Origin of the sequence: Limimaricola cinnabarinus, from assembly GCF_002723615.1 — a bacterium.
Lineage (GTDB): Bacteria > Pseudomonadota > Alphaproteobacteria > Rhodobacterales > Rhodobacteraceae > Limimaricola > Limimaricola cinnabarinus_B.
In genome coordinates this window covers 131,044-152,553 of the sequence record NZ_KZ304956.1, presented here as the reverse complement: position 1 = coordinate 152,553, position 21,510 = coordinate 131,044, and the positions used below count along the sequence as shown (strand labels likewise).

21 protein-coding genes and 1 other RNA gene are annotated in these 21,510 nt (G+C 69.1%); 15 read left to right on the top strand and 7 right to left on the bottom strand.

What is annotated here, in order from left to right; all coding sequences use genetic code 11:
- Positions 1-160 precede the first annotated feature (160 nt).
- From CJ301_RS08730 to CJ301_RS08675, 12 genes are all read left to right on the top strand, one after another.
- Entirely contained in the window at positions 161-1,171 is a 1,011-nt protein-coding gene (locus CJ301_RS08730; protein WP_099276399.1) for a cytochrome c oxidase subunit II, read from the top strand.
- Positions 1,168-3,738 carry a cytochrome c oxidase subunit I gene (gene ctaD / locus CJ301_RS08725; protein ID WP_162620475.1) on the top strand — a complete coding sequence of 857 codons (2,571 nt, stop codon included), beginning with the start codon at positions 1,168-1,170 and terminating at the stop codon, positions 3,736-3,738. Before CJ301_RS08730 ends, ctaD begins: the two co-directional genes overlap by 4 nt.
- An 11-nt stretch (positions 3,739-3,749) precedes the next feature.
- Positions 3,750-4,178 (top strand): hypothetical protein, encoded by a 429-nt coding sequence (locus tag CJ301_RS08720; RefSeq protein WP_099276396.1) that lies wholly within the window; start codon positions 3,750-3,752, stop codon positions 4,176-4,178.
- The gene (locus CJ301_RS08715; RefSeq protein WP_099276384.1) at positions 4,175-4,768 is read left to right on the top strand and encodes a cytochrome c oxidase assembly protein; all 594 of its coding nucleotides are present in this window, start codon (positions 4,175-4,177) and stop codon (positions 4,766-4,768) included. The genes CJ301_RS08720 and CJ301_RS08715 overlap by 4 nt, the downstream gene beginning before the upstream one ends.
- Positions 4,765-5,916 (top strand): c-type cytochrome, encoded by a 1,152-nt coding sequence (locus CJ301_RS08710; RefSeq protein WP_099276382.1) that lies wholly within the window; start codon positions 4,765-4,767, stop codon positions 5,914-5,916. Before CJ301_RS08715 ends, CJ301_RS08710 begins: the two co-directional genes overlap by 4 nt.
- A gap of 120 nt (positions 5,917-6,036) precedes the next feature.
- The gene (locus CJ301_RS08705) at positions 6,037-7,248 is read left to right on the top strand and encodes an ABC transporter substrate-binding protein (RefSeq protein WP_099276380.1); all 1,212 of its coding nucleotides are present in this window, start codon (positions 6,037-6,039) and stop codon (positions 7,246-7,248) included.
- 1 nt (position 7,249) lies between these two features.
- The gene (locus CJ301_RS08700; protein WP_099276378.1) at positions 7,250-8,080 is read left to right on the top strand and encodes an ABC transporter permease subunit; all 831 of its coding nucleotides are present in this window, start codon (positions 7,250-7,252) and stop codon (positions 8,078-8,080) included.
- Positions 8,077-8,874, top strand: coding sequence for an ABC transporter permease (locus CJ301_RS08695; protein WP_099276376.1), 798 nt, complete (start codon positions 8,077-8,079; stop codon positions 8,872-8,874). The genes CJ301_RS08700 and CJ301_RS08695 overlap by 4 nt, the downstream gene beginning before the upstream one ends.
- Positions 8,871-9,908, top strand: a complete 1,038-nt coding sequence (locus CJ301_RS08690; RefSeq protein ID WP_099276374.1) for an ABC transporter ATP-binding protein — start codon at positions 8,871-8,873, stop codon at positions 9,906-9,908. Before CJ301_RS08695 ends, CJ301_RS08690 begins: the two co-directional genes overlap by 4 nt.
- A 100-nt stretch (positions 9,909-10,008) precedes the next feature.
- The gene (locus CJ301_RS08685; protein WP_099276372.1) at positions 10,009-10,764 is read left to right on the top strand and encodes a cytochrome c biogenesis CcdA family protein; all 756 of its coding nucleotides are present in this window, start codon (positions 10,009-10,011) and stop codon (positions 10,762-10,764) included.
- 65 nt (positions 10,765-10,829) lie between these two features.
- Positions 10,830-12,056: a hypothetical protein gene (locus CJ301_RS08680; protein WP_162620474.1), complete on the top strand. Its 1,227-nt coding sequence runs from the start codon at positions 10,830-10,832 to the stop codon at positions 12,054-12,056.
- Positions 12,053-13,408: a cytochrome P450 gene (locus CJ301_RS08675; RefSeq protein WP_099276368.1), complete on the top strand. Its 1,356-nt coding sequence runs from the start codon at positions 12,053-12,055 to the stop codon at positions 13,406-13,408. Before CJ301_RS08680 ends, CJ301_RS08675 begins: the two co-directional genes overlap by 4 nt.
- A gap of 45 nt (positions 13,409-13,453) precedes the next feature.
- Here CJ301_RS08675 and CJ301_RS08670 read toward each other — a convergent pair whose 3' ends face one another.
- The 7 genes from CJ301_RS08670 to ssrA form a co-directional block, all read right to left on the bottom strand.
- Positions 13,454-13,684 (bottom strand): N-(5'-phosphoribosyl)anthranilate isomerase, encoded by a 231-nt coding sequence (locus CJ301_RS08670; protein ID WP_099276366.1) that lies wholly within the window; start codon positions 13,682-13,684, stop codon positions 13,454-13,456.
- Positions 13,685-13,707: 23 nt separating this feature from the next.
- Positions 13,708-13,926 carry a ribbon-helix-helix domain-containing protein gene (locus CJ301_RS08665; protein WP_099276431.1) on the bottom strand — a complete coding sequence of 73 codons (219 nt, stop codon included), beginning with the start codon at positions 13,924-13,926 and terminating at the stop codon, positions 13,708-13,710.
- Positions 13,919-14,095, bottom strand: a complete 177-nt coding sequence (locus CJ301_RS08660; RefSeq protein WP_099276364.1) for a DUF4169 family protein — start codon at positions 14,093-14,095, stop codon at positions 13,919-13,921. Before CJ301_RS08660 ends, CJ301_RS08665 begins: the two co-directional genes overlap by 8 nt.
- Positions 14,092-15,492, bottom strand: coding sequence for a class II fumarate hydratase (gene fumC, locus CJ301_RS08655; RefSeq protein ID WP_099276362.1), 1,401 nt, complete (start codon positions 15,490-15,492; stop codon positions 14,092-14,094). Before fumC ends, CJ301_RS08660 begins: the two co-directional genes overlap by 4 nt.
- Before the next feature lie 77 nt (positions 15,493-15,569).
- Positions 15,570-16,013: an SspB family protein gene (locus CJ301_RS08650; protein WP_099276429.1), complete on the bottom strand. Its 444-nt coding sequence runs from the start codon at positions 16,011-16,013 to the stop codon at positions 15,570-15,572.
- Positions 16,014-16,143: 130 nt separating this feature from the next.
- Positions 16,144-16,860 carry a DUF1194 domain-containing protein gene (locus CJ301_RS08645; RefSeq protein WP_367869642.1) on the bottom strand — a complete coding sequence of 239 codons (717 nt, stop codon included), beginning with the start codon at positions 16,858-16,860 and terminating at the stop codon, positions 16,144-16,146.
- A gap of 85 nt (positions 16,861-16,945) precedes the next feature.
- Positions 16,946-17,301: a transfer-messenger RNA gene (gene ssrA, locus CJ301_RS08640) on the bottom strand.
- Positions 17,302-17,428: 127 nt separating this feature from the next.
- Here ssrA and acuI point away from each other — a divergent pair.
- From acuI to CJ301_RS08625, 3 genes are all read left to right on the top strand, one after another.
- Entirely contained in the window at positions 17,429-18,418 is a 990-nt protein-coding gene (acuI, locus tag CJ301_RS08635; RefSeq protein WP_099276358.1) for an acrylyl-CoA reductase (NADPH), read from the top strand.
- Positions 18,419-18,542: 124 nt separating this feature from the next.
- Positions 18,543-20,258 carry a BCCT family transporter gene (locus tag CJ301_RS08630; protein ID WP_099276356.1) on the top strand — a complete coding sequence of 572 codons (1,716 nt, stop codon included), beginning with the start codon at positions 18,543-18,545 and terminating at the stop codon, positions 20,256-20,258.
- Positions 20,259-20,379: 121 nt separating this feature from the next.
- On the top strand, positions 20,380-21,504 hold the full coding sequence (locus tag CJ301_RS08625; protein WP_099276354.1) for a mechanosensitive ion channel family protein: 1,125 nt from the start codon (positions 20,380-20,382) through the stop codon (positions 21,502-21,504).
- The last annotated feature ends 6 nt before the right edge of the window (positions 21,505-21,510 follow it).

The following is a 21,510-nucleotide window of genomic DNA, read 5'->3' as shown; positions in this document are numbered from 1 at the left end:
GGGCATCCGCTGAGCTGGGGGCAGGGCGTCTTCGAAGGCGGTGGCCGCCGATTTCCCCGCTGGTCCGTGCCTTTAACGCCGCCGCGCGCTTGACCGCAACGCCGCGCGCCCTCTCATTGTCGTGACCTCCGCCCCCGCGCGCCTCTTTCACGGACGATGCATGACCCGCGACACCCGCGCCCGAAGAGCCCTGCCGCCCGGATCGTCGCGGCTGCTGCTTGCCTCGCCCCTGCTGCTCGCCGCCTGCGAGGGGCGGCAATCGGTGCTGGTCGATGGCGGCGCGGATGCGCGCATCCTGACCGATCTCTTCGTGGTCATGCTGGTGGGCGCGGTGGTGCTGTGGTTCGGCATGAACGGGCTGTTCTACTGGGCCACGCGGCGCAGCCCGGCGCCGCATTCGCAGCGCGTGGCCAACTGGCTGGTGGTCCTCGGCGGCATCCTGTTTCCGACCGTCACGCTCGGCGCGCTGCTGGTTTACGGCCTAACCCTCATGCCCGAGCTGCGCGCCACCGGCGACGGGCCGGTGATCCGCGTGACGGGTGAGCAATGGTGGTGGCGCGTCGAATATGAGCGCGAGGACGGCTCGACCGTCACCACCGCCAACGAGATCCGCCTGCCCGCGGGCGAGCGCTCGACCTTCCTTCTCGACAGCAAGAAGGTGATCCATTCCTTCTGGGTGCCGAGCTTGGGCGGCAAGATGGACATGTTTCCCGGCCGGGTGACCGAGATGACGCTCGGGCCGGAGAAACCCGGCATCTATCGCGGCCAATGCGCCGAGTTCTGCGGCGAGAGCCATGCCTGGATGGCCTTCGAGGCCGAGGTGATGGAGCCCGACGCCTTCGAGGCCTGGCTCGATGCCGAGGCCGAACCGGCGGCGGCCCCCGCCACGCCGGAGGCCGGTCGGGGTGCCGCGCTGTTCCTGACCCAGGGCTGCGGCGCCTGCCACACGGTGCGCGGCACGCCCGCCATGGGGCGGGTGGGGCCGGATCTCACCCATGTCGGCGCGCGCCATTCGCTCGCCGCCGGGCGGCTTGGCACCGGCGTCGAGGATTTCGCCAGATGGGTCGCAAATCCCGGCGCCTGGAAGCCCGGCGCCGAAATGCCCGCATACGACCACCTTTCGGACGCGCAGATCGGCGCGATCGCCGCCTATCTCGAGGGCCTCGAATGACCGACCGCCAAATCCCCGCAGGCGACCTCATGGCCGAGGGGGTCTATCCGCCGACCGAGGAGATGCTGAACGAGCCGGTGCCCGAAGAGGTGCAGAAGCGGCAGAAGGAGAACCTGCGCAAGGCCTGGAAGACGCCCGACGGCTGGCGCTACTGGACGGCGGTGAACAACTCCGAGGTCGGCGCCTGGTACACGATGACCGCCTTCGTCTTCATGCTGATCGCGGGCGTCATGGCGCTCCTGATGCGGTTGCAGCTCTGGGTGCCGGAGAACGACCTCATCTCGGCCGACATGTTCAACCAGCTCTTCACCATGCACGGCTCGGCGATGATGTTCCTCTTTGCCGTGCCGATGTTCGAGGCGATCTCGATCCTGATCCTGCCCGCTTTCCTCGGCGCGCGCGACATGCCGTTTCCGAGGCTTTCGGCCTATGGCTACTGGGCCTTCCTGATCGGCGGCATCTTCGTGATCGGCTCGATCCTGTTTTCCGCCGCGCCCAAGGCGGGCTGGTTCATGTATCCGCCCCTGGCCACGATCGAGCTCGGCATCGGTTCCGACATCTGGCTCCTGGGCCTGTCCTTCATCGAGATCGCCTCGATCGCCGCCGCGGTGGAGCTGATCGTCGGCGCGCTCAAATGCCGCCCGCCCGGCATGCGGGTCAACGTCATGCCGCTTTATGCGTGGTACGTCCTCGTGGTCGGCGGCATGATCCTCTTTGCCTTCCCGCCGCTGATCGCGGGCGATTTCCTGTTCGAGCTGGAGCGCTCGTTCGACTGGCCCTTCTTCGATCACACCCGCGGCGGCGATCCGATGCTCTGGCAGCATCTGTTCTGGATCTTCGGCCACCCGGAGGTCTACATCATCTTCCTGCCCTCGATCGCCATCGCGGCGATGATCGTGCCGACCGTCGCGCGCCGTCCGATCCTGGGCTATTCGTGGATCGTGCTGTCGGCGGTGGGCACCGGCTTTCTGAGCTTCGGGCTCTGGGTGCATCACATGTACACCACCGGCCTGCCCAATATCAGCCTCGGCTTCTTCTCGGCGGCCTCCGAGGCCGTCGTCATCCCGACCGGCATCCAGCTTTTCGCCTTCGTCGCCACGCTGATCGCGGGGCGGGTGAAGATGACGCTGCCGATGCTGTGGATCGCAGGCGCTCTGGCGATCTTCACCGCCGGTGGCCTGACCGGCGTCATGGTCGCGGTCGCGCCCTTCGACTGGCAGGTGCACGACACCTATTTCATCGTCGCGCATCTGCATTACACGCTGTTCGGCGGCATGGTGTTTCCGGTGATCGCGGGGGTCTATTACTTCTTCCCGTTCTTCCGAAAGAAGATGCTCTCCGAGCGGCTCGGGCGCTGGGCCTTCTGGCTGATCTTCACCGGCTTCAACGTCACCTTCCTGCCGATGCACCTCACCGGGCTTCTGGGCATGCCGCGCCGGGTCTATACCTATCCGGGCGGGCTCGGCATCGACTGGCTCAACCAGATCTCGACCGTCGGCGCCTTCGTCATCGCGGCGGGCTTCGCCATCTTTGCCTGGGACATCGTGCGCCCCAAGAAGGACCAGCCGCAGATCGCGCGCAACCCGTGGGGCGGCGGCACGCTGGAATGGAGCCACGAGATCCCCGAGACGAAATGGGGCGTCCGCTCGATCCCGCACATCACGACGCGCTACCCGCTTTGGGACCAGCCCAAGCTGGTCGAGCGGATGGATGCGGGGCGCTACTATCTCCCCGATGCCGAGGAGGGATACCGCGAGACCATCGTGACCAGCGTGATCGACGCGCGGCCCATACAGGTGCAGCGGGTCACCGGCCCGGCCTATATCACCATCATGGCCGCAGCCTTCACCGGCGGGGCCTTCATCTTTCCGACCTTCCACCTCTACACCCCGGCGATCATCTGCGCCGCCTTCGCCGTGGTCTCGATCATCTACTGGCTGTGGACCACGACCGCGCGGCCGCCGGAAAAGGACATGAAGGATGTCGGTCTCGGCCTGAGCCTGCCGACCTATGCGGCGGGGCCGCAGGCGGTGGGCTGGTGGGCGGTCTGGATCACCATGCTGGGCGACGCCACGGCCTTCGCCTCGCTGGTCTTCGGGGTGTTCTTCTACTGGACCTCCAACACCGCCTTCCCGCCGCCCGGCGCCGAACATGCCTCGGGGCTTTTCGTGGCGCTGGCCACCGCGGCCTTCGCGCTCTCATGGGCGCTGACCCGCGGCGCGCGCAGCCTCAACCGCGCGGGGCGGGTCGGGCTGGCACGGGCCGCGCTGGCGGCCGCGCCCTTGCTGACCCTGTCGGGCATGGGCGGCTTCATCCTCTCGGTGCTGGATCTCGACCCGACATCCCATGTCTACCCGGCGATGATGTGGGCGCTGATGGTCTGGGTGGTGGCGCATGGCATCGCGGGCACGATCATGCAGCTCTACTGCCTTGCCGGTTCGCTCTTCGGCAAGCTCACCCCGCGCTACGACGCCGATCTGTGGAACGTCACGCTGTTCTGGCATTTTCTCGGGCTGACGGCGCTGGTCACGGGCGCGATGATCGGCCTCGTGCCGCGGATGATGTGAGGGAGGGGCGCATGGACCGCGACGATCACGACCGCGAACCGCAGCCGCAGCCGCATGGCGACGAGCGCGAGTTCTCCGAAGAGCGCGAAAGCCTGTGGCGGATCGCCTTCGCGCCGACGATCTGGGCGTTTCACTTCATCATCAGCTACGCCGCCGTTTCGGTCTACTGCTTCAAGTTCGGGGCGCTGTTCGACATGAACACCCTGCGCTTTGCGCTGATCGCGATGACCGCCCTCATGCTCGCCGCCATCGCCTGGATCGGCTGGCGCGCCTTTCTGCGCTGGGACGTGCGCGACACGGGCGAATTCACCAACCCCGAGGGCAGCGCCGAGGACCGGCACCAGTTTCTCGGCCATGCGGGTTTTCTTCTGGCGATCGTCTCGTTCATCGGCGTGGTCTACGACACGCTGCCGCTGATCCTGCTGGGCAGCTGCCGATGACGCCCGGCGCGCTCAGGCCGGTGCCGCTGACCCTCGGGCTGGGGCTGCTGGCGGCGATCTGGGTCGCGCCGCGCTCCATGGGGTTCGACGCGCCCTTCGCCGGGCACATGCTGCGGCACATGGCGATCGTGGCGCTGGCGGCACCGCTTCTGGTGCTGGGCTGGCCCGCGCTGGGCCGGGCGCTGGCGCTCGGCCCGCTCATCGCCGCCGCGCTCGAATTCGCGGTGGTCTGGGGCTGGCACCTGCCGCGCGCGCATGGGCTCTCCTACGGCTCCGCGCCGTGGTTCGTGGCCGAGCAGGCGAGCTTTCTCATCGCCGGGCTGCTGGTCTGGGCGGGCTGTCTGCGGGCGGGGCATCCGCTGGCGGGGGCCGGGGGGCTCTTGCTCACCTCGATGCACATGACGCTTCTGGGCGCGCTGCTGATCCTCGCGCCGCGCGATCTCTATGCGGCGTGGTGCGGGCTGATGCCGAACCTCACGGGCCAGCAGATGGGCGGCATGATCATGCTCGGCCTCGGCACGCCGGTCTATCTCGTGGCGGGGCTGTGGCTCACCTCCCGCGCGGTGAATGAAAGGGAGGCCGCGGCATGAAGCAGCGGATGAAGACGGTTCTCTATACGCTGGGCGCGCTGGCCGTGGCGGGGGGGCTCGCCGGGGGCGCGACGGTGGCCTTCGGGCTCTACAACGTCTCGGCGCGGGCGGGGCATCTGCCGCCGACCTACTGGGCGCTGCACACGACCTATCGCAACGCGGTCGATCTCTATTCCGGCGCGCCCGAGACGCCCGCCCCCGATCTCGACGATCCCGCGCTGATCGAGCTTGGCGCGCGGCATGTCGAGAGCGCCTGCGCCATGTGCCACGCGGTGCCGGGAAAGACCCGCAGCGCCACGGTGCGCGGCATGAACCCCGCGCCGCCGCATATCACCGATGCGGTGGGCACGTGGAGCCCACAGGAGCTGCACTGGATCGTCTATGAGGGGGTGAAGATGTCGGGCATGCCGCAATGGCCCTCCTCGCGCGGGGACGACGTCTGGGCCGTGGTCGCCTATCTGCGCGCGATCCAGGAGGGCGAGGTGACGCCCGAGCGGCAGGCCGAAATCACCGCGCGCGCCGCGGCGGACGCGCCCGAGGGGGCGGCATGGTGCGCGGGCTGTCATGTCGAGACGCGGGCGCATGTGCCCCGGCTCGACATCTTCGACGCCGATTACATCGAGGCCGCGCTCATGGCCTACCGCGAGGGGCGGCGCGAAAGCGGCATCATGCAGCACGCGGCCTCCGAGCTGCGGCCCGAACAGCTGCGCGAGCTGGCCGAATGGTTCGCCGGGCGCGAGGCGGCGCCGAAAAGGTCCGGCAGGGCGGACCCCGATAGGCTGGCCTCGGGCGAAGAGCTGGCGCGCGCGGGCACCGACGACGTGCCCGCCTGCACCGCCTGCCACGGGCCGGGGCCGCGCGATCTCGAAGGTTTCGGCGGCGATGCGCTTGAGGGGGATTTCCCGCCGCTGGCCGGGCAGGACGAAGCCTATCTCATCACCCAGCTCAGGCTCTGGCGCGACGGCGTGCGCGGCGGCACCGAGGTCTACAACCTGATGCGCGTCGCGGCGCAGGAGCTGGAGGAAGAGGAAATCGAGGCGCTGGCCGCGTGGTACGCGGCGCTCGATCCGGGCACCGGAGAGATCGCCCCCTCCGCGCCAGCTTCGCGCGACCGGGTCAACCCGATGCGCCTGCCCGCCGATCACTGAGGCGCGCGGATATTGCAAGGGCCTGACATATTGGTGTGTTGCGCCGATACTGCCGCGCGGGCACACAGCCGGGCAGCAGGGCCGGGCGGCACGACCCGGCGGCATCGACGGGAGAACGGCATGAAGCGGATGATGACGGCAATCGGGGCGCTGCTGCTGGCGGGCACGGCCGCGGCGCAGGAGGGCGATGCGCTGCTCGACATGGGCTGGGACGAGATCGTCGAGACGGCGCGCGGCGGCGAGGTCAACATCTTCATGTGGGGCGGGGCCGACAACATCAACGCCTATGTCTCCGACTACATCGGCGGCATCCTCGAAGAGGAATACGACATCACGCTCAACCGCGTGCCGCTCAGCGACACGGCGGAGGCGGTGAACATCGTGCTGGGCGAGGTCGAGGCGGGGGCCGCCGAGGGCGCGGTCGACATGATCTGGATCAATGGCGAGAATTTCCGCACCATGAAGCAGGGCGACCTCGTCTGGTGCGGCTATGTCGACAAGCTGCCCAACGCCGAACTGGTCAATTTCGACAACCCCGCCATCGCCAATGATTTCGGCACGCCCGTGGAGGGCTGCGAGGTGCCATGGAGCCGGGTGCAGTTCGCCTTCGCCCATGACAGCGCCCGCACGCCCGCGCCGCCGCGCTCGATCCCCGAGCTGATCGACTGGATCGAGGCGAATCCGGGCCGCTTCACCTATCCCGCGCCGCCCGACTTCACGGGTGCCGCCTTCGTGCGCCATGTCTTCACCCATGTGGCGGGCGGCGCGGATGCGCTGGTCGGGCCCTTCGACCGGGAGACGTTCGACACGGTGGCCGGAGAGACATGGGAGATCCTCAACGATCTGGAGCCGCATCTGTGGCGCGAGGGGCGGACCTACCCGACCTCGATCACCCAGCTGCAGCAGATGTTCGCCAACCGCGAGGTGGATTTGTTCTTTACCTATGACCCGGCCGAGATCGGTACGGCGGTCGTCAACGGCATCTTCCCCGAGACGATGCAGTCCTACGGGCTGAGCGACGGCACGCTCGCCAACACCAACTACATGGCGATCCCGGTCAATGCCGCGAACAAGGCCGCCGCAATGGTGACGCAGAACCTGCTCTTGTCGGGCGAGGCGCAGCTCGAAAAGGCGCAGCCCGAAATCTGGGGCGCGGCCACGGTGATCGAGCCGGACCGCGCCCCGGACGAGGTGCAGGCGGGTTTCGCGGCGCTGGAGCGGCACCCCTCGGTCGTCTCGATCGAGGAGCTGGGGCAGGCGGCGCTGCCGGAGCTGACCCCCGACTGGACCTCGGCGATCGAGGATGGCTGGATCGAGAACGTCGGCAACTGAGGTGATCGGGCGCGGGCATCCATGGCTGTCGCTCGCGCCCGCGCTTTGCGTGATCGCGGTGCTGTTCGGCGGCGGTCTGGTCTTGGGCCTCGCGGGCTCCTTCGGCATGGGGCGCGGCGGCTGGTCGCTCGACGCATGGGCCGCCGTGCTGGGCGAGGGGCGGGTCTGGCGCTCGCTCGGCCTGTCGCTCTGGATCGCCTTCGCCTCGACCGCGCTCTCCTGCCTGATCGGTCTCGGCGCGGCGCTGCTTCTGCGCCGCCGCTTTCCGGGGCAGGGGCTGGCGCGGCTGCTGTTCCAGATCAACCTCACCATCCCGCATGCGGTGGGCGCGCTGGGCATATTGTGGCTGCTGTCGCAATCGGGGTTCCTCGCGCGGATCGCGGGCGGGGCGGGGCTGATCGATGGGCCGGCGGGCTTTCCGGCATTGACGCAGGACCGCCATGCCATCGGCATCATCGCCCATTACGTCTGGAAGGAGGTGCCCTTCATCGGGCTGATCCTGCTGGCCAACATGCAGTCGATCGGCGACGACCCCGAGGCCGCCGCCCGCTCGCTCGGGGCCTCGCCCTTCGCGGCGATGCGGCTGGTGCTGCTGCCGCTGCTGCGCCCGGCGCTGATCCGCGCGGGCGCCATCGTCTTCGCCTTTTCCTTCGGCGCGTGGGAGGTGCCGGTGCTTCTGGGCCAGAGTTCGCCGCCGGCGCTGCCGGTGCTGGCCTGGCAGCGCTTCACCGATCCCGACCTCGCCGCGCGCCCCGAGGCGATGGCCATCGCCATGCTGATCGCGCTGGTCTCGGCGCTCCTGATCCGCGCGGCCTTCGCGGGGCGCTCGTGAACGCGCGGGCGCGCATGGCGCTGGGCGCGCTGCTGATCGCGGCGCTGATGGCGCCCTTGGTGCCTCTGGCGCTGTGGTCGGTGGCGCGCGGCTGGTTCTTTCCGCAGATCCTGCCCGCGACATGGACGTTTGAGCCGTGGATGCGCGCCTTCGCAGCCCGTTCGGACATTCCGGGCGCGCTGATGACGACGACCTGCATCGCGCTCGCGGCCTCGGCCCTCGCGCTGCTCTTGGGCATCCCCGCGGGCCGGGCGCTCGGGCTCTACCGCTTTCGCGGCAAGACGCTGGTCGAGCTGGCGCTGCTCGCCCCGGTGATCGTGCCGGGCATCGCGGTGGGCCTGGGCATCCATGGCGTCTTCCTGCGGCTGGGGCTGACCAACTCCGCGCTGGGGGTGGTGCTGGTGCATCTCGTGCCGACGCTGCCTTACGTGGTCTTCGTGATGTCGGGCGTCTTTGCCAATTACGACGCCGAGGCCGAGGCGCAGGCAAGGAGCCTCGGCGCGAAACCCCTGCAGGTGCTGTGGCACGTCATGCTGCCCGCCATCGCGCCGGGGGTGATGGTGGCGGGGCTCTTCGCCTTTCTCGTCTCGTGGTCGCAATACATCCTGACGCTGACGATCGGTGGCGGGCGGGTGGTGACGCTGCCCCTGCTGCTTTATGCGCAGGCGGGCGCGGGGCGCAACGATCAGGCGGGCGTGCTGGCGATGCTCAGCCTCGCGCCCGGCCTCGTCATCCTCGCGCTGGTGGCGCGGCAGCTCGCCGGGCGCGGCATGACCATCGGAGGTACGCGGTGACGCGGCTGACACTCGACACCCTCGATCTGCGCCATCCGGGCACGGAACGCCCCGCGCTCGACGCGCTGTCGCTCGAGGTGGCGGATGGCGAGATGGTGGCGCTTCTGGGTCCCTCGGGCTGCGGCAAGACCACGGCGCTGCGCGTCATCGCCGGGCTCGTCGCGCCCGATGCGGGCGAGGTGCGCTTTGACGGCGTCTCGGTCGGGCATCTGCCGCCCGAGCGGCGCGAGGCGGTGCTGGTGTTCCAGTCGGGCCAGCTCTTCGCCCATATGGACGTGGCGGCGAATGTCGGCTTCGGTCTCAGGATGCAGCGCCGCCCGAAGCGCGAGATCGCCGAGCGGGTGGCCGAGGCGCTGGCGCAGGTGCAGCTCGGCGATCTCGGCCATCGCCGCCCGCACGAGCTGTCGGGCGGGCAGCGGCAGCGCGTGGCGCTGGCGCGCGCGCTGGTCCTGAAGCCCGGCCTCCTGCTGCTCGACGAGCCGCTCTCTTCGCTCGACGCGCATCTGCGCGGCGAGATGCGGGCGCTGATCCGGCGGCTGCAACGCGAGACCGGGATCACCACGCTCGTCGTCACACATGATCAGGAGGAGGCGGCGGTTCTGGGCGACCGGGTCGCCCTGATGCTGGGCGGGCGCATCCACCAGATCGGCGCGGGCGCCGCGCTGTGGAACCGGCCCGCCGATCTCGACGTGGCGCGCTTTTTCGGCGGCTGCAACTTCATCTCGGGCCGCTCCTCGGGCGGCGGGTTCGACTGCGCGCTGGGGCGGCTCTTGCTGCCCGAGGGCGCGCCTTCGGGCGAGGGCTGCCTGACGCTGCGGCCCGAGGCGATCGAGCCGGGCGAGGGCGAGAACGCCCTGACGCTGCGGGTGATCGAGACCCGCTTCGAGGGGCTGCTGACGCGGATCACCGCCGAAGGCTCCGGGCTGCGGCTCGAGGCGCTGATGCGCGCGGGCGCGGCGCGCGGCGCCGTGCCGGGGCAGGACGTGCGCTGGCGGCTGCCGCGCGAGGCGCTCTGGGTGCTGCCCGGCGTCTGACCCCCCATGCCTGACACAATGCCGCACAGCGAAGTGAGCCGCGCGGCAGTGACGCCCCTGCGCGCCGCTGATACCCTCGCCGGATCAAAGGAGTGCCCCCATGTTCTCAGCCGAGCTGATCCTCGACGCGACCCTGCTGCCCGCGATGATGATCGCGCTCACGGCGGGGCTTCTGTCCTTCCTGAGCCCCTGCGTGCTGCCGATCGTGCCGCCCTATCTGGCCTATATGGGCGGCGTTTCGGTGACCGATCTTTCGGCCCCGCGCAGCGACCGGCGGCGGGTGATGACGGCGGCGCTGTTCTTCGTGCTGGGCCTGTCGACCGTGTTCCTGCTGCTCGGCGTAGCCTTCTCGGCGCTGGGCCGGGTCTTCCTGCAGTTCCAGGACTGGTTCAACGTGATCGCGGGCGTGACGATCATGATCTTCGGCGCGCATTTCGCGGGCGTGATCCGCATCCCCTTTCTCGACCGCGAGGCGCGGGTTTCGGGCGGTGATCGCGGCGGCTCGGCCTTTGGCGCCTATGTTCTGGGCCTCGCCTTCGCCTTCGGCTGGACGCCCTGCCTCGGCCCCATTCTCGGCACCATCCTCGGCCTGGCGGCGACCGAGGCCGACATGACGCGCGGGGCGACGCTGCTTGCGGTCTATGCCGCGGGGCTCGGGATACCCTTTTTGCTGGTCGCGGCCTTCTTTCCCAAGCTTTCGGGCGCCATGGCCTGGATGAAGCGGCATATGGGCCGGATCGAGCGGACCTCTGGGCTGCTCCTGTGGACCGTGGGCCTGATGATGCTGACCGGGCAATTCTCGGATTTCAGCTTCTGGCTGCTCGAAACCTTCCCCTCGCTCGCGGCGCTCGGCTGAAGCCCTCATTCGGCCTTATGGTGGCCCGCTTCCTGCTCTAACCTGTCACCGAAAGGGGGCAGGCCATGGATGGATCATCGATGCGGCGGGTGCGCAGGCGGCGGGTGTTCTACATCCCCGGTTTCGACCCGATCCACCCGCGCCGCTACCGCGAGCTCTACCGCCGCGAGGGCGCGGCGCAGGCCGCGCTTTCGGGCTTCGATCTCTCGCTTTCGCCTGCCAAGGGGCGCCGCTTCGGCTGGGACGTCGCCGCCCGGATCGAGGGCGGCGAGGTGCGGGCCGAGTTCGAGGTGCTGGTCTGGTCGGACATCGTGCGCGAGCAGATGCAGGGCGGCGTGCTGGCGACCTATGGGCAGCTTCTGCGCACCGCCTGGACCTATATCGCCAGCGGCGCGCTGGGACGGTTGATGCGGCTCAGGAAGGGGCCGGTGATCGCGGCGCTCTACCCGGTGGTGATGCTGCTGGTGCAGCTGGGGCTTGCCTTGGGCCTCGGGGCGCTGGCGGGCGGGGGCGCGGCGCGGCTGGCGCTCTGGGCCGGGCTGCCCGGCTGGCTGGCCTTCTGGCCCGCGCTGGCGGGCGTGGCCGCGGCGGTGCTGCACTGGTTTCGCCGTCACGACCGCCGCTTCTTCGCCTATTACCTCATGCATGACTACGCCTTCGCGGCGCGCTGGCGCGGCGCCAACCCGGCGGCGCTCGAGGCGCGGCTGGCCTTGTTCGAGAACCACATCGCCGCGGCGCTGCGGGAGGATGTCGACGAGGTGCTGGTGATCGGCCATTCCTCGGGCGCGCATCTCGCGGTCTCGGTGCTGTCGGACCTCATCCGCGCGGGGCGGGTGCCCGAGGGCGGCCCGGCGCTCGGCTTCGTGTCGCTGGGGCAGGTGGTGCCGATGATGTCGTTTCTGCCCGAGGCGCGCCGCCTGCGCGCCGATCTCGCCTATCTTTGCGCGCGGGACGAGCTGACATGGCTCGACGTGACGGCGCCGGGCGATGGCTGCGCCTTCGCGCTGTGCGATCCGGTCGCGGTCTCCGGCGTCGCCACGCCCGATCAGCGCTGGCCGCTGGTGATCTCGGCCGCCTTCACCCAGACGCTGAGCCCCGCGCGCTGGCGCGAACTGCGCTGGCGCTTCTTCCGGCTGCATTTCCAGTATCTCTGCGCCTTCGACCGGCCCGGCGATTACGACTATTTCCGCCTCACCGCCGGGCCGCTGACGCTGGCCGAACGCTTTGCCGCCCGCGCGCCCTCGCGCTCCACCATCCGCCGGGCGCTGTCGCCGCATGTCGCCACCGCATGAGCCTGCCGCCCAAACCTGTCCCGCGCGCGCCGCGCGTGTCGCTCTGGCGGCATCTGAAGCTGTTTCGCGCCGACATCCTCTCGGCCCAGCCCGCGCGGATCTACCGCGCTTGGATGGCCGAGTTCCGCACGCCGTTCTTCCGCTCGGTGCTGGTCAACGACCCGGCATTGCTGCGATGCGTGCTGAAGGAGCGACCGCGCGACTTTCCCAAATCCGACAGGATCGGCGCGGGGCTGCGGCCCTTGCTCGGGGCTTCGGTATTCCTGACCAATGGCCCGCTATGGGCGCATCAGCGCCGGATCATCGACCCGGCCTTCGAGCGCGGCCGGCTGAAAGACAGCTTCGGCGCGATGCGCGCGGCCGGGGATGCGGCGGCAGACCGGCTCGCGCCGTTGGCCGATGGCCGCGCGGTCGAGATCGAGCCCCTGGCCAGCCACGCCGCCGCCGACGTGATCTTTCGCACGCTGTTTTCGATCCCGATCGAGCACGGGACGGCGCAGGCGACCTACCGGGAATTTCACGCGCATCAGCGCAGCCAGCCGCTTCTGAACCTCGCGGCCTTCGTGAAGGGGCCGGGCTGGATGCCGCGCCTTCATTCGCGCGAGACGCGGGCCACGGCGCGGCGCATCAGGGGGCTGATCGCGGGGCTTGTCGCCGAGCGCGCGGGCCGCATCGAAGCGGGCGACGCGCCGCGCGATCTCGCCACCCGGATCATGACCACGCCCGACCCTGAGAGCGGCGCGCGGTTTTCGCGCGAGGAGATGGTCGATCAGGTGGCGATCTTCTTCCTCGCGGGCCACGAGACCAGCGCCTCGACGCTGGGCTGGACGCTCTATCTTCTGGCCACCCATCCCGGGATACAGGAGCGCGCGGCGGCGGAGGCGAAGGCGTTTTCCGGTGCGTTCTCCGAGCTTTCCAAGCTGAAGCTCATCCGGGACATCACGCGCGAGACGCTGCGCCTCTACCCGCCGGTGCCGATGATGGTGCGCGAGACGACCCGGCCCGAGCGGTTTCGGAGCCGCGCGCTCGGGCGCGGCACGCAGGTGGTGCTGTCGCCGTGGCACCTGCACCGGCATGAGCGGTTCTGGCAGGACCCCGACGCCTTCGACCCGGACCGCTGGAGCCGGGAGGAGACGAAGGAGAGCGCGCGGCGGGCCTTCCTGCCGTTCAGCGCCGGGCCCCGCGTCTGCCCCGGCGCGGGGTTCGCCATGGCCGAGGCGGCGGTGCTGCTGGCGGCGCTGCTGGCGCGGTATCGCTTCGCGCCGGTCGAGGGCGACGTGCCGGTGCCGGTGGCGCATCTGACGGTGCGGTCGAAGGCCGGGATCAGGCTGCGGGTGACGGAGCGGCGATAGGCAAAACTCTTCGAAGAGTTTTGCACGTTCCTTCGAAGGAACGTGTCATCGCAGGGAGCGCAGCGGTTCGCGGTTGCAGAAGATCACGACCTGACCGGCGTTTTCGATGGCGCGAAACCCGCGCCGCTCGATCTCGTGCAAAAAACGCGAGCGCCCGACGATCCGATCGACATCGCGCAGACTGCGCCGGACGACGCCGCCGGAAGCGGCCGCCCGGGAGGCGAAGAGCTGGCATAGCCAGCGGTCGGGGCTGATCGTGGCGGGCAAGGCGGTCATGCGTCGAGCAAACCAGACGTGTCTTAACGCTCCATGAACCGCCGCAGCACGAAGACCCGGATCGCCGAGGCCAGCCCGACATCGCCGCGGCCCGCGTCGATCTCGGCGGCGAGCCCGTTGATCGTGCGTCCCTCGGCGGCGGCGATGTCGCGGAAGGCGCGCCAGAACACATCCTCCAAAGAGACGCTGGTCCGATGCCCCCTGAGCGTCAGCGACCGCTTGACGGGCCGGCCGTCACTCATCGTCGCGCCGATGCCCGTCGAGCCGCCGGGCAGCATTTTCGGCCTCGGTTGCGTTGCGTGCCTTGTCGGCCTTGCTGCGGCCGAACTTCAAAGCATTGGCATCGGCGCGGGCCGTCTTTTCGGCCCGCGCCTTCTTCTTCCTGAACTGGTTCAGGTTCACCGGCTTCATTTCGGGCCGATCATCTCCTCGGGGCGCACCACGCGCTCGAAGGTCTCGGCATCGACGAAGCCGAGATTGATCGCCTCTTCCTTCAGCGTGGTGCCGTTCTTGTGCGCGGTCTTGGCGACGGTGGTGGCGTTGTCATAGCCGATGGTCGGCGCCAGCGCGGTCACCAGCATCAGGCTTTCGCGCATCAGCTTGTCGATCCGCGCCTCGTTCGCCTCGATGCCCGCGACGCAGTTGTCGGTGAAGGCCACCGAGGCGTCGCCCAAGAGCTGCATGGATTGCAGCACGTTATAGGCCATCATCGGCTTGTAGACGTTGAGCTCGAAATGCCCCTGCGATCCGGCAAAGCCCACGGCGGCGTCATTGCCCATTACATGGGCGCAGACCTGCGTCAGCGCCTCGCACTGGGTCGGGTTGACCTTGCCGGGCATGATCGAGGAGCCGGGCTCGTTCTCGGGCAGCATCAGCTCGCCCAAACCGCAACGCGGGCCGGAGCCCAGAAGGCGGATGTCATTGGCGATCTTGAACAGCGAGCCCGCGACCACGCGCAGCGCGCCCGACATCTCGACCATCGCGTCATGGGCGGCCAGCGCCTCGAACTTGTTGGGCGCGGTGACGAAGGGCAGGCCGGTGATCCGGGCCATGTTCTCGGCCACGGTCTCGCCCCAGCCATGCGGCGTGTTGAGCCCGGTGCCCACGGCGGTGCCGCCCTGCGCCAGCTCGTAGATCGCGGGCAGCGCGGCCTTGATGCGGCGGATGCCCATGGCGACCTGATGCGCGTAGCCGCCGAACTCCTGGCCCAGCGTCAGCGGCGTGGCGTCCATGGTGTGGGTGCGGCCGATCTTGATGATGTCCTTGAAGGCCTCGGCCTTCTCGGCCAGCGCCGCGTGCAGCTTTTCCAGCCCCGGCAGCGTCACGTCGCGCGCGGTGGTGGCGACGGCGATGTGCATCGCGGTCGGGAAGGTGTCGTTCGAGGACTGGCCCATGTTGCAGTGATCATTGGGGTGGACCGGCTCCTTGGAGCCCATCTCGCCGCCCAGCATCTCGATCGCGCGGTTGGCGATGACCTCGTTGGCGTTCATGTTCGACTGCGTGCCCGAACCGGTCTGCCAGACCACGAGGGGGAAATGATCGTCGAGCTTGCCCGCCACGACTTCCGAAGCGGCGGCGATCATCGCATCGGCGATCTTCTCGTCGATCTTGCCGCGCGCCTTGTTGGCCTCGGCGCAGGCCTGCTTGATCACGCCGAGCGCGCGGACGATCGCCACGGGCTGCTTTTCCCAGCCGATCGGGAAGTTCATGATCGAGCGCTGGGTCTGCGCCCCCCAGTAGCGGTCCGCGCGGACCTCGAGCGGGCCGAAGCTGTCGGATTCGGTGCGGGTGGGGGTGGTCTGGCTCATCGCGGTCTCCCTGGTATGCCGTCGCATGCCATCTACCGCGCGGGCCGCCCCCTGGGCAATCGCCTAAATGTCCGGTTTCAGGACTTGCGGAAGCTGTCGAGGCTGACCACCTGGGCCTCGCCCTTCTTGGCGGGCTCCTCCTCGGGCTCGGCCATCTCCTGCATCGGCGCTTCCTCGTCCTCCTCCTCGTCGCTCTCGTCCTGGTTCTCGAAGCGCAGGCCGAACTCGACCGAAGGGTCGACGAAGGTGCGGATCGCGTCGAAGGGGATGTAGAGCGGCTCGGGGCTGTCGCCGAAATTCAGCGTGACGGAAAAGCCCTCATCGGTGACGGTGAGGTTGTCGAACCAGTGCTGGATCACGATGGTCATCTCGCCGGGATAGCGGTCCGAGAGCCAGTCGGCGATCTCGACATCGGGATGCATCGTGTCGAAGGTGATGAAGAAATGATGCTTGCCCGGCAGGCCCTCGACGGCGATGCGCTCCAGCACCTCCTGGATCAGCCCGCGCATCGCGCGATGCATCAGGTTTCCGTAGTCGATCGTGCGGTTGGCAGGGCGGGTCACGTTACGTCATCCTTTCGCGGTCGTGCCAAGCATAGGGGATTCGGAGACGGATGAAAGGGGGCGGGCCACGAGGGGCGGCTTTGCGGCGCTATCGCGCGCGGGGCGCGTGGCTTTGGCGCATCGGCGGCGCGGCGGGCGGGCCGTGGCCCAAGAGCCGGACAAGCTCGCGGCGCAGCTTGAGACGCATGGCGCGCGGGTAGTCGCGATGGCCGCGCGCGGTGATGACGAAGCCGTCGCGTGTCGCCACGTGGCGCAGGTAGAAGCCGGTGATCGCCTGGCCGAGGCTCTCGATGGCCAGCCCGTTGACGGTGACCCCCATCGCCTCGGCCCGCCGCCGCGCCACGCCGACATCGCCGCCGTCATTGGGCGTGCCGTCGCCCGAGACGTCGATCACCCGACGGTGGCAGTCGGGCGCACGCGCCATCAGCCCGAGCGCCGCCTCCAGCGCCTCGGCCGGGGCCGTGCCGCCCATCACGAAGGCCCGCGGCGTGGCCCGGACCTGCTGCGACAGCCGCGCGAGCGCCGCCCGGTCGCGCGGCTGGGTCCAGTCGAAGACGACGCGCTGCTGCCCCGCGGCGGACCATTGCAGCACCGCCAGCGCGACATCGCCGCCCAGCACCGCCTCGATCACCACGGGGTCCTCCATCGCATCGGCGAGGCCGTCGACCTGCAGCCGGTATTCGGCATCGTCGACCGAGTTCGAGACATCCATCGCCAGCACAAGCGCCGTCTCGCAGGCGCGCGACATCGCGGGCGACAGCGCGCAGGCGAGGGCGATGAGCAACAGCCGGGCCATGGCGTCCATGCTGCACCGGCCCGCCCGAAGCTGGCAAGAACCGTCTGACGCCCCCGAAGGCGGGGGTGGCGCGGCATGGCTGGAAAAGGGGGGAAGTGCAGGCTTCTGTTGCCAGGTGCCTGCGAACCCCGCCTAACGCGGCTAGGCGCTAGGGCTTAAGTTTCGGCGGACCGAGACTGCTTAGGCAGCCACAGCCATTGCCGGAGCACGGTTGTCGTTGGCAACTGTACAATTTTGGACCGATATCGGTGGTACCTCACCGAGACAAAGCAGACCTCTTTACACGTTCGTCGATCCTGTTTCGGCCCCATCTGCCCCCAACGAGGGATGTCTGGTGGAGCCGCCGGGTACCGCCCCCGGGTCCGATCCGCTTATTACAGGCGCGTTTATGTCCATAGTCCCCGAAGGGACAGGGCAGATATAGGCGCGCGGGGCGGCGTTGAAAAGGGGGGCCGGGCGCGAAAGACGGCGGGCTTTCCTTCGGGGCCTTCCTTCGCGCCGCATCGCCCCGATTGCGCCGCCCCGCGCGACGTGCATCATGACCGCCAAGACGCTTTTGCCCCGAGGGAGGATGCACATGTTCAAGGCGCTTTTGGTCGAAAAGGACGAGGCGGGCGAGACCCGTGCCTCGGTGCAGGAGCTCGACGAGGCGCGGCTGCCCGAGGGCGAGGTGACCGTGGCGGTGGAATATTCCACCCTCAACTACAAGGACGGGCTGTGCATCGGACCGGGCGGCGGGCTGGTGCGGCAGTATCCGCATGTGCCGGGCATCGATTTCGCCGGTACGGTCGAGGCCTCGGACGATGACCGCTACAAGCCGGGCGACAAGGTGGTGCTGACCGGCTGGCGCGTGGGCGAGGCGCATTGGGGCGGCTACGCCACCCGCGCGCGGGTCAGGGCCGACTGGCTGGTGCCGCTGCCCGAGGGGCTCTCGGCGCGCGACGCCATGGCGGTGGGCACCGCCGGGCTGACGGCGATGCTCGCGGTGATGGCGCTGGAAAGGCACGGGCTCAGGACCGGGCAGGGGCCGGTTCTGGTCACCGGGGCGGCGGGCGGCGTCGGCTCGGTCGCGACCGCGCTTCTTGCCTCGCTCGGCCACGAGGTCGCCGCCGTCACCGGGCGGCCCGAGACCGAGGATTACCTGCGCGATCTCGGCGCGGCCTCGATCGTGCCGCGCGCCGAGCTGAACGAGACGACGAAGAAGCCGCTGGAGAGCGAGCGCTGGGCCGCCTGCGTCGATGCGGTGGGCGGCGCGATGCTGGCGCGCGTGCTGGGGCAGATGCAATATGGCGGCTCGGTCGCGGCGGTGGGGCTCGCGGGCGGGGCGGATCTTCCGGCCAAGGTGATCCCCTTCCTGCTGCGCGGCGTCAATCTTTTGGGCATCGACAGCGTCATGCAGCCCTATGACAACCGCGTCGCAGCCTGGGAGCGGATCGCGCGCGAGCTGCCGATGGAGAAGCTGCGCTCGATGATCCGGCCTGCGCGGCTGGGCGATCTGCCCGAGCTGGGGGCCGAGATCCTCAAGGGGCAGGTGCGCGGCCGGGTGGTCGTCGACGTCGCGGGCTGAGCGCCCGCGGCGCGCGATGCCCCCCGGGGTCGCAATCCGGGCCCGCCTGTGACAGACGCACGAATTCTTGACCTTGGCCCATCGGGCCTAGGTTTTCGTGTGACAACTTGCATTGGGGGTGACGATGACGACGCCGGATACCGATCCAGACGCGACAGAGACGACACGTCTCATAGACGAGACCGATTACGAGGTCGGCCAGGACAACATCCAGACGAAGATCGGCCCCTTCGGGCTCGACATCCACAACCCGGTCTTCCTGATCGCGGGGCTCGGGATCGTCGCCTTCGTGCTGGGCACGCTGATGGTGCCCGAGGCCGCGACCTCCGCCTTCAGCAGCCTGCGCGACTGGCTGACGGGCAATTTCTCGTGGTTCTTCATCCTGGGCGGCAACATCTTCGTGCTGTTCGGGCTTCTGCTGATCGTGACGCCCTTGGGCTCGGTCCGGCTCGGCGGCGCGAGCGCGCGGCCCGATTACGGCTATGCGGGCTGGTTCGCGATGCTGTTCGCCGCCGGCATGGGCATCGGGCTGATGTTCTACGGCGTCTCCGAGCCGCTGTCGCATTTCTCGACCTCGGTGGCCGAGGGAGCGGGTTCGCCCGAAAGCTGGGCGCCGCTCGGCGGCGCGGCGGGCGATCCGCAGGCCGCGCGCGAGCTGGGCATGGCCGCGACCATCTACCATTGGGGCCTGCACCCTTGGGCGATGTATGCGGTCGTGGCGCTGGCGCTGGGGCTGTTTTCCTACAACCAGGGCCTGCCGCTGACCATCCGCTCGGCCTTCTACCCGCTCTTCGGCGAACGGGTCTGGGGCTGGACCGGCCATATCATCGACGTGGTCGCGGTCTTTGCGACGCTGTTCGGCCTCGCCACCTCGCTCGGCTTCGGCGCAGAGCAGGCGCTGGCGGGGATGAACTTCCTGTTCGGCGTGGGCGACACCATCGAGGGCAACCGCTATCTCTTCGGGCTGAGCTATGACAACCCGGTGATCGGCGCGGATGGCGAAGAGATCGGGCGCACCGGCGCCGGGCTCAAGATCCTGCTGATCCTCGGCATCACCGCGGTCGCGCTGGTCTCGGTGGTGGCGGGTCTCGACAGCGGCGTGAAGCGCGCCTCCGAGATCAACATGGTGCTGGCCTTCCTGCTGCTGCTCTTCGTGCTCTTCGTCGGCCCGACCGGCACCATCATCAGCACCTTCTTCGCCTCGCTCTGGGCCTATGTCACCAACTTCCCGGCGCTGAGCCAGCCCTTCGGGCGCGAAGACGCCAACTTCTCCCAAGGCTGGACCGCCTTCTACTGGGCCTGGTGGATCAGCTGGTCGCCCTTCGTCGGCATGTTCATCGCCCGCGTCAGCCGCGGCCGCACGGTGCGCGAATTCATGATCGCGGTGCTCCTCGTGCCCTCGATGGTCTGCGTGCTGTGGATGAGCGTCTTCGGCGGCACGGCGATCACGCAGGTGGTGCAGGACGGCTTTCAGGGCGCGGCCGAGGCGGCGCTGCCGGTGCAGCTCTACGAGATGCTGAGCCAGCTGCCCTTCGCGAGCATCACCTCGCTGATCGGCGTGGTGCTGGTGGTCGTGTTCTTCGTGACCTCGTCGGACTCGGGCAGCCTCGTCATCGACACCATCACCTCGGGCGGCAAGGTCGACGGTCCGCTGCCGCAGCGCATCTTCTGGTGCGTGTTCGAGGGTCTCGTGGCGATCGCGCTTCTCCTGGGCGGCGGCCTCGCGGCGCTGCAGGCGATGGCGGTGGCCACCGGCTTCCCCTTCGCCTTCCTGCTGCTGCTGATGTGCGTGGCGATCTTCATCGCGCTGAAGAACGAGCGCAAGAACCCGCTGCCGTAAGGCAGGATGCGGCGCGCCCCCGATCGGGGCGCGCCGCGCATGGCACCTTTGCGCCGCAACGCGGCGAAAGCGGGGACGGAGGGGCTTTCCGGCGCGGGACACGCGCCTATCATCCCCGCACATGATGCTGTTTCAGAACTTCTCCGACATCGGTCTGGGCTGGCTTCCGGCCTGGGCCGTGATCCTGATCGATTTCGGCCTCGCCATCGCGCTGGCCTGTCTCGTGCATGCGTCGATCTATGCCGGGCTGCGCCGTCTGGCGCAGGGCAGCGAGCTTTTCCGCCGCGAACTGGTATCCAAGACCCGCGGGCCGGCGCGGCTGGCGCTCATCTTCCTGTTCATCGCGCCCGCCGCCGCCGTGGCGCCGCTCTCGCCTTCGGACGAGCAGGGGCTGCGCCACCTCGTCCTGGTGGGCACGATCCTGCTTCTGGGCTGGATCGCGCGGATCGTGCTCGATGTCTGGGCCAAGATACATCTGCGCCGCTTCGCCATCGATTCCGAGGACAACCTGCTCGCGCGCAAGCATGTGACGCAGACCAAGATATTCCTGCGCGTGGCCTCGGTGCTGATCACCATCGTCGCCATCGCCGCGGCGCTGATGACCTTCGACGAGGTGCGCCAATACGGCGTGTCGCTGCTGGCCTCCGCCGGGGCGGCGGGCATCGTCGCGGGCCTGGCGCTGCAATCGGTCCTCAAGAACATCTTCGCGGGCATCCAGCTCGCCATGACCCAGCCCATCCGCATCGACGACGCGCTGATCGTCGAGGGCGAATGGGGCAATGTCGAGGAGATCACCTCGACCTATGTGGTGATCCGCATCTGGGACTGGCGGCGGATGATCGTGCCCTTGAGCTACTTCATCGAGAAGCCCTTCCAGAACTGGACCCGCGAGAATGCGCAGCTGATCGGCACGGTGCTGATCTATCTCGATCATTCCGCCCCCGTGGACCGCATCCGCGACAAGGCGCGCGAGATCGCCGAGGCGAGCGCGCTGTGGGATGGCGGGGTGTTCAACCTCGCCGTCACCGATTTTCGCGAGCGGGTGATGGAGCTGCGGGTGCTGGTCTCGGCGCGCAACGCGCCGCGCGCCTTCGACCTGCGCTGCGAGATGCGCGAGAAGCTGGTGGCCTGGATCCAGGCCGAGATCCCGCAGGCGCTGCCGCGCACGCGCGAGGAGCTGACCATCGAGCCGGGCCGCGCCGGCGCGGCCGAGCATCCGGGCCTGGCGGCGCAACGTCGCGCTTGATCGCCG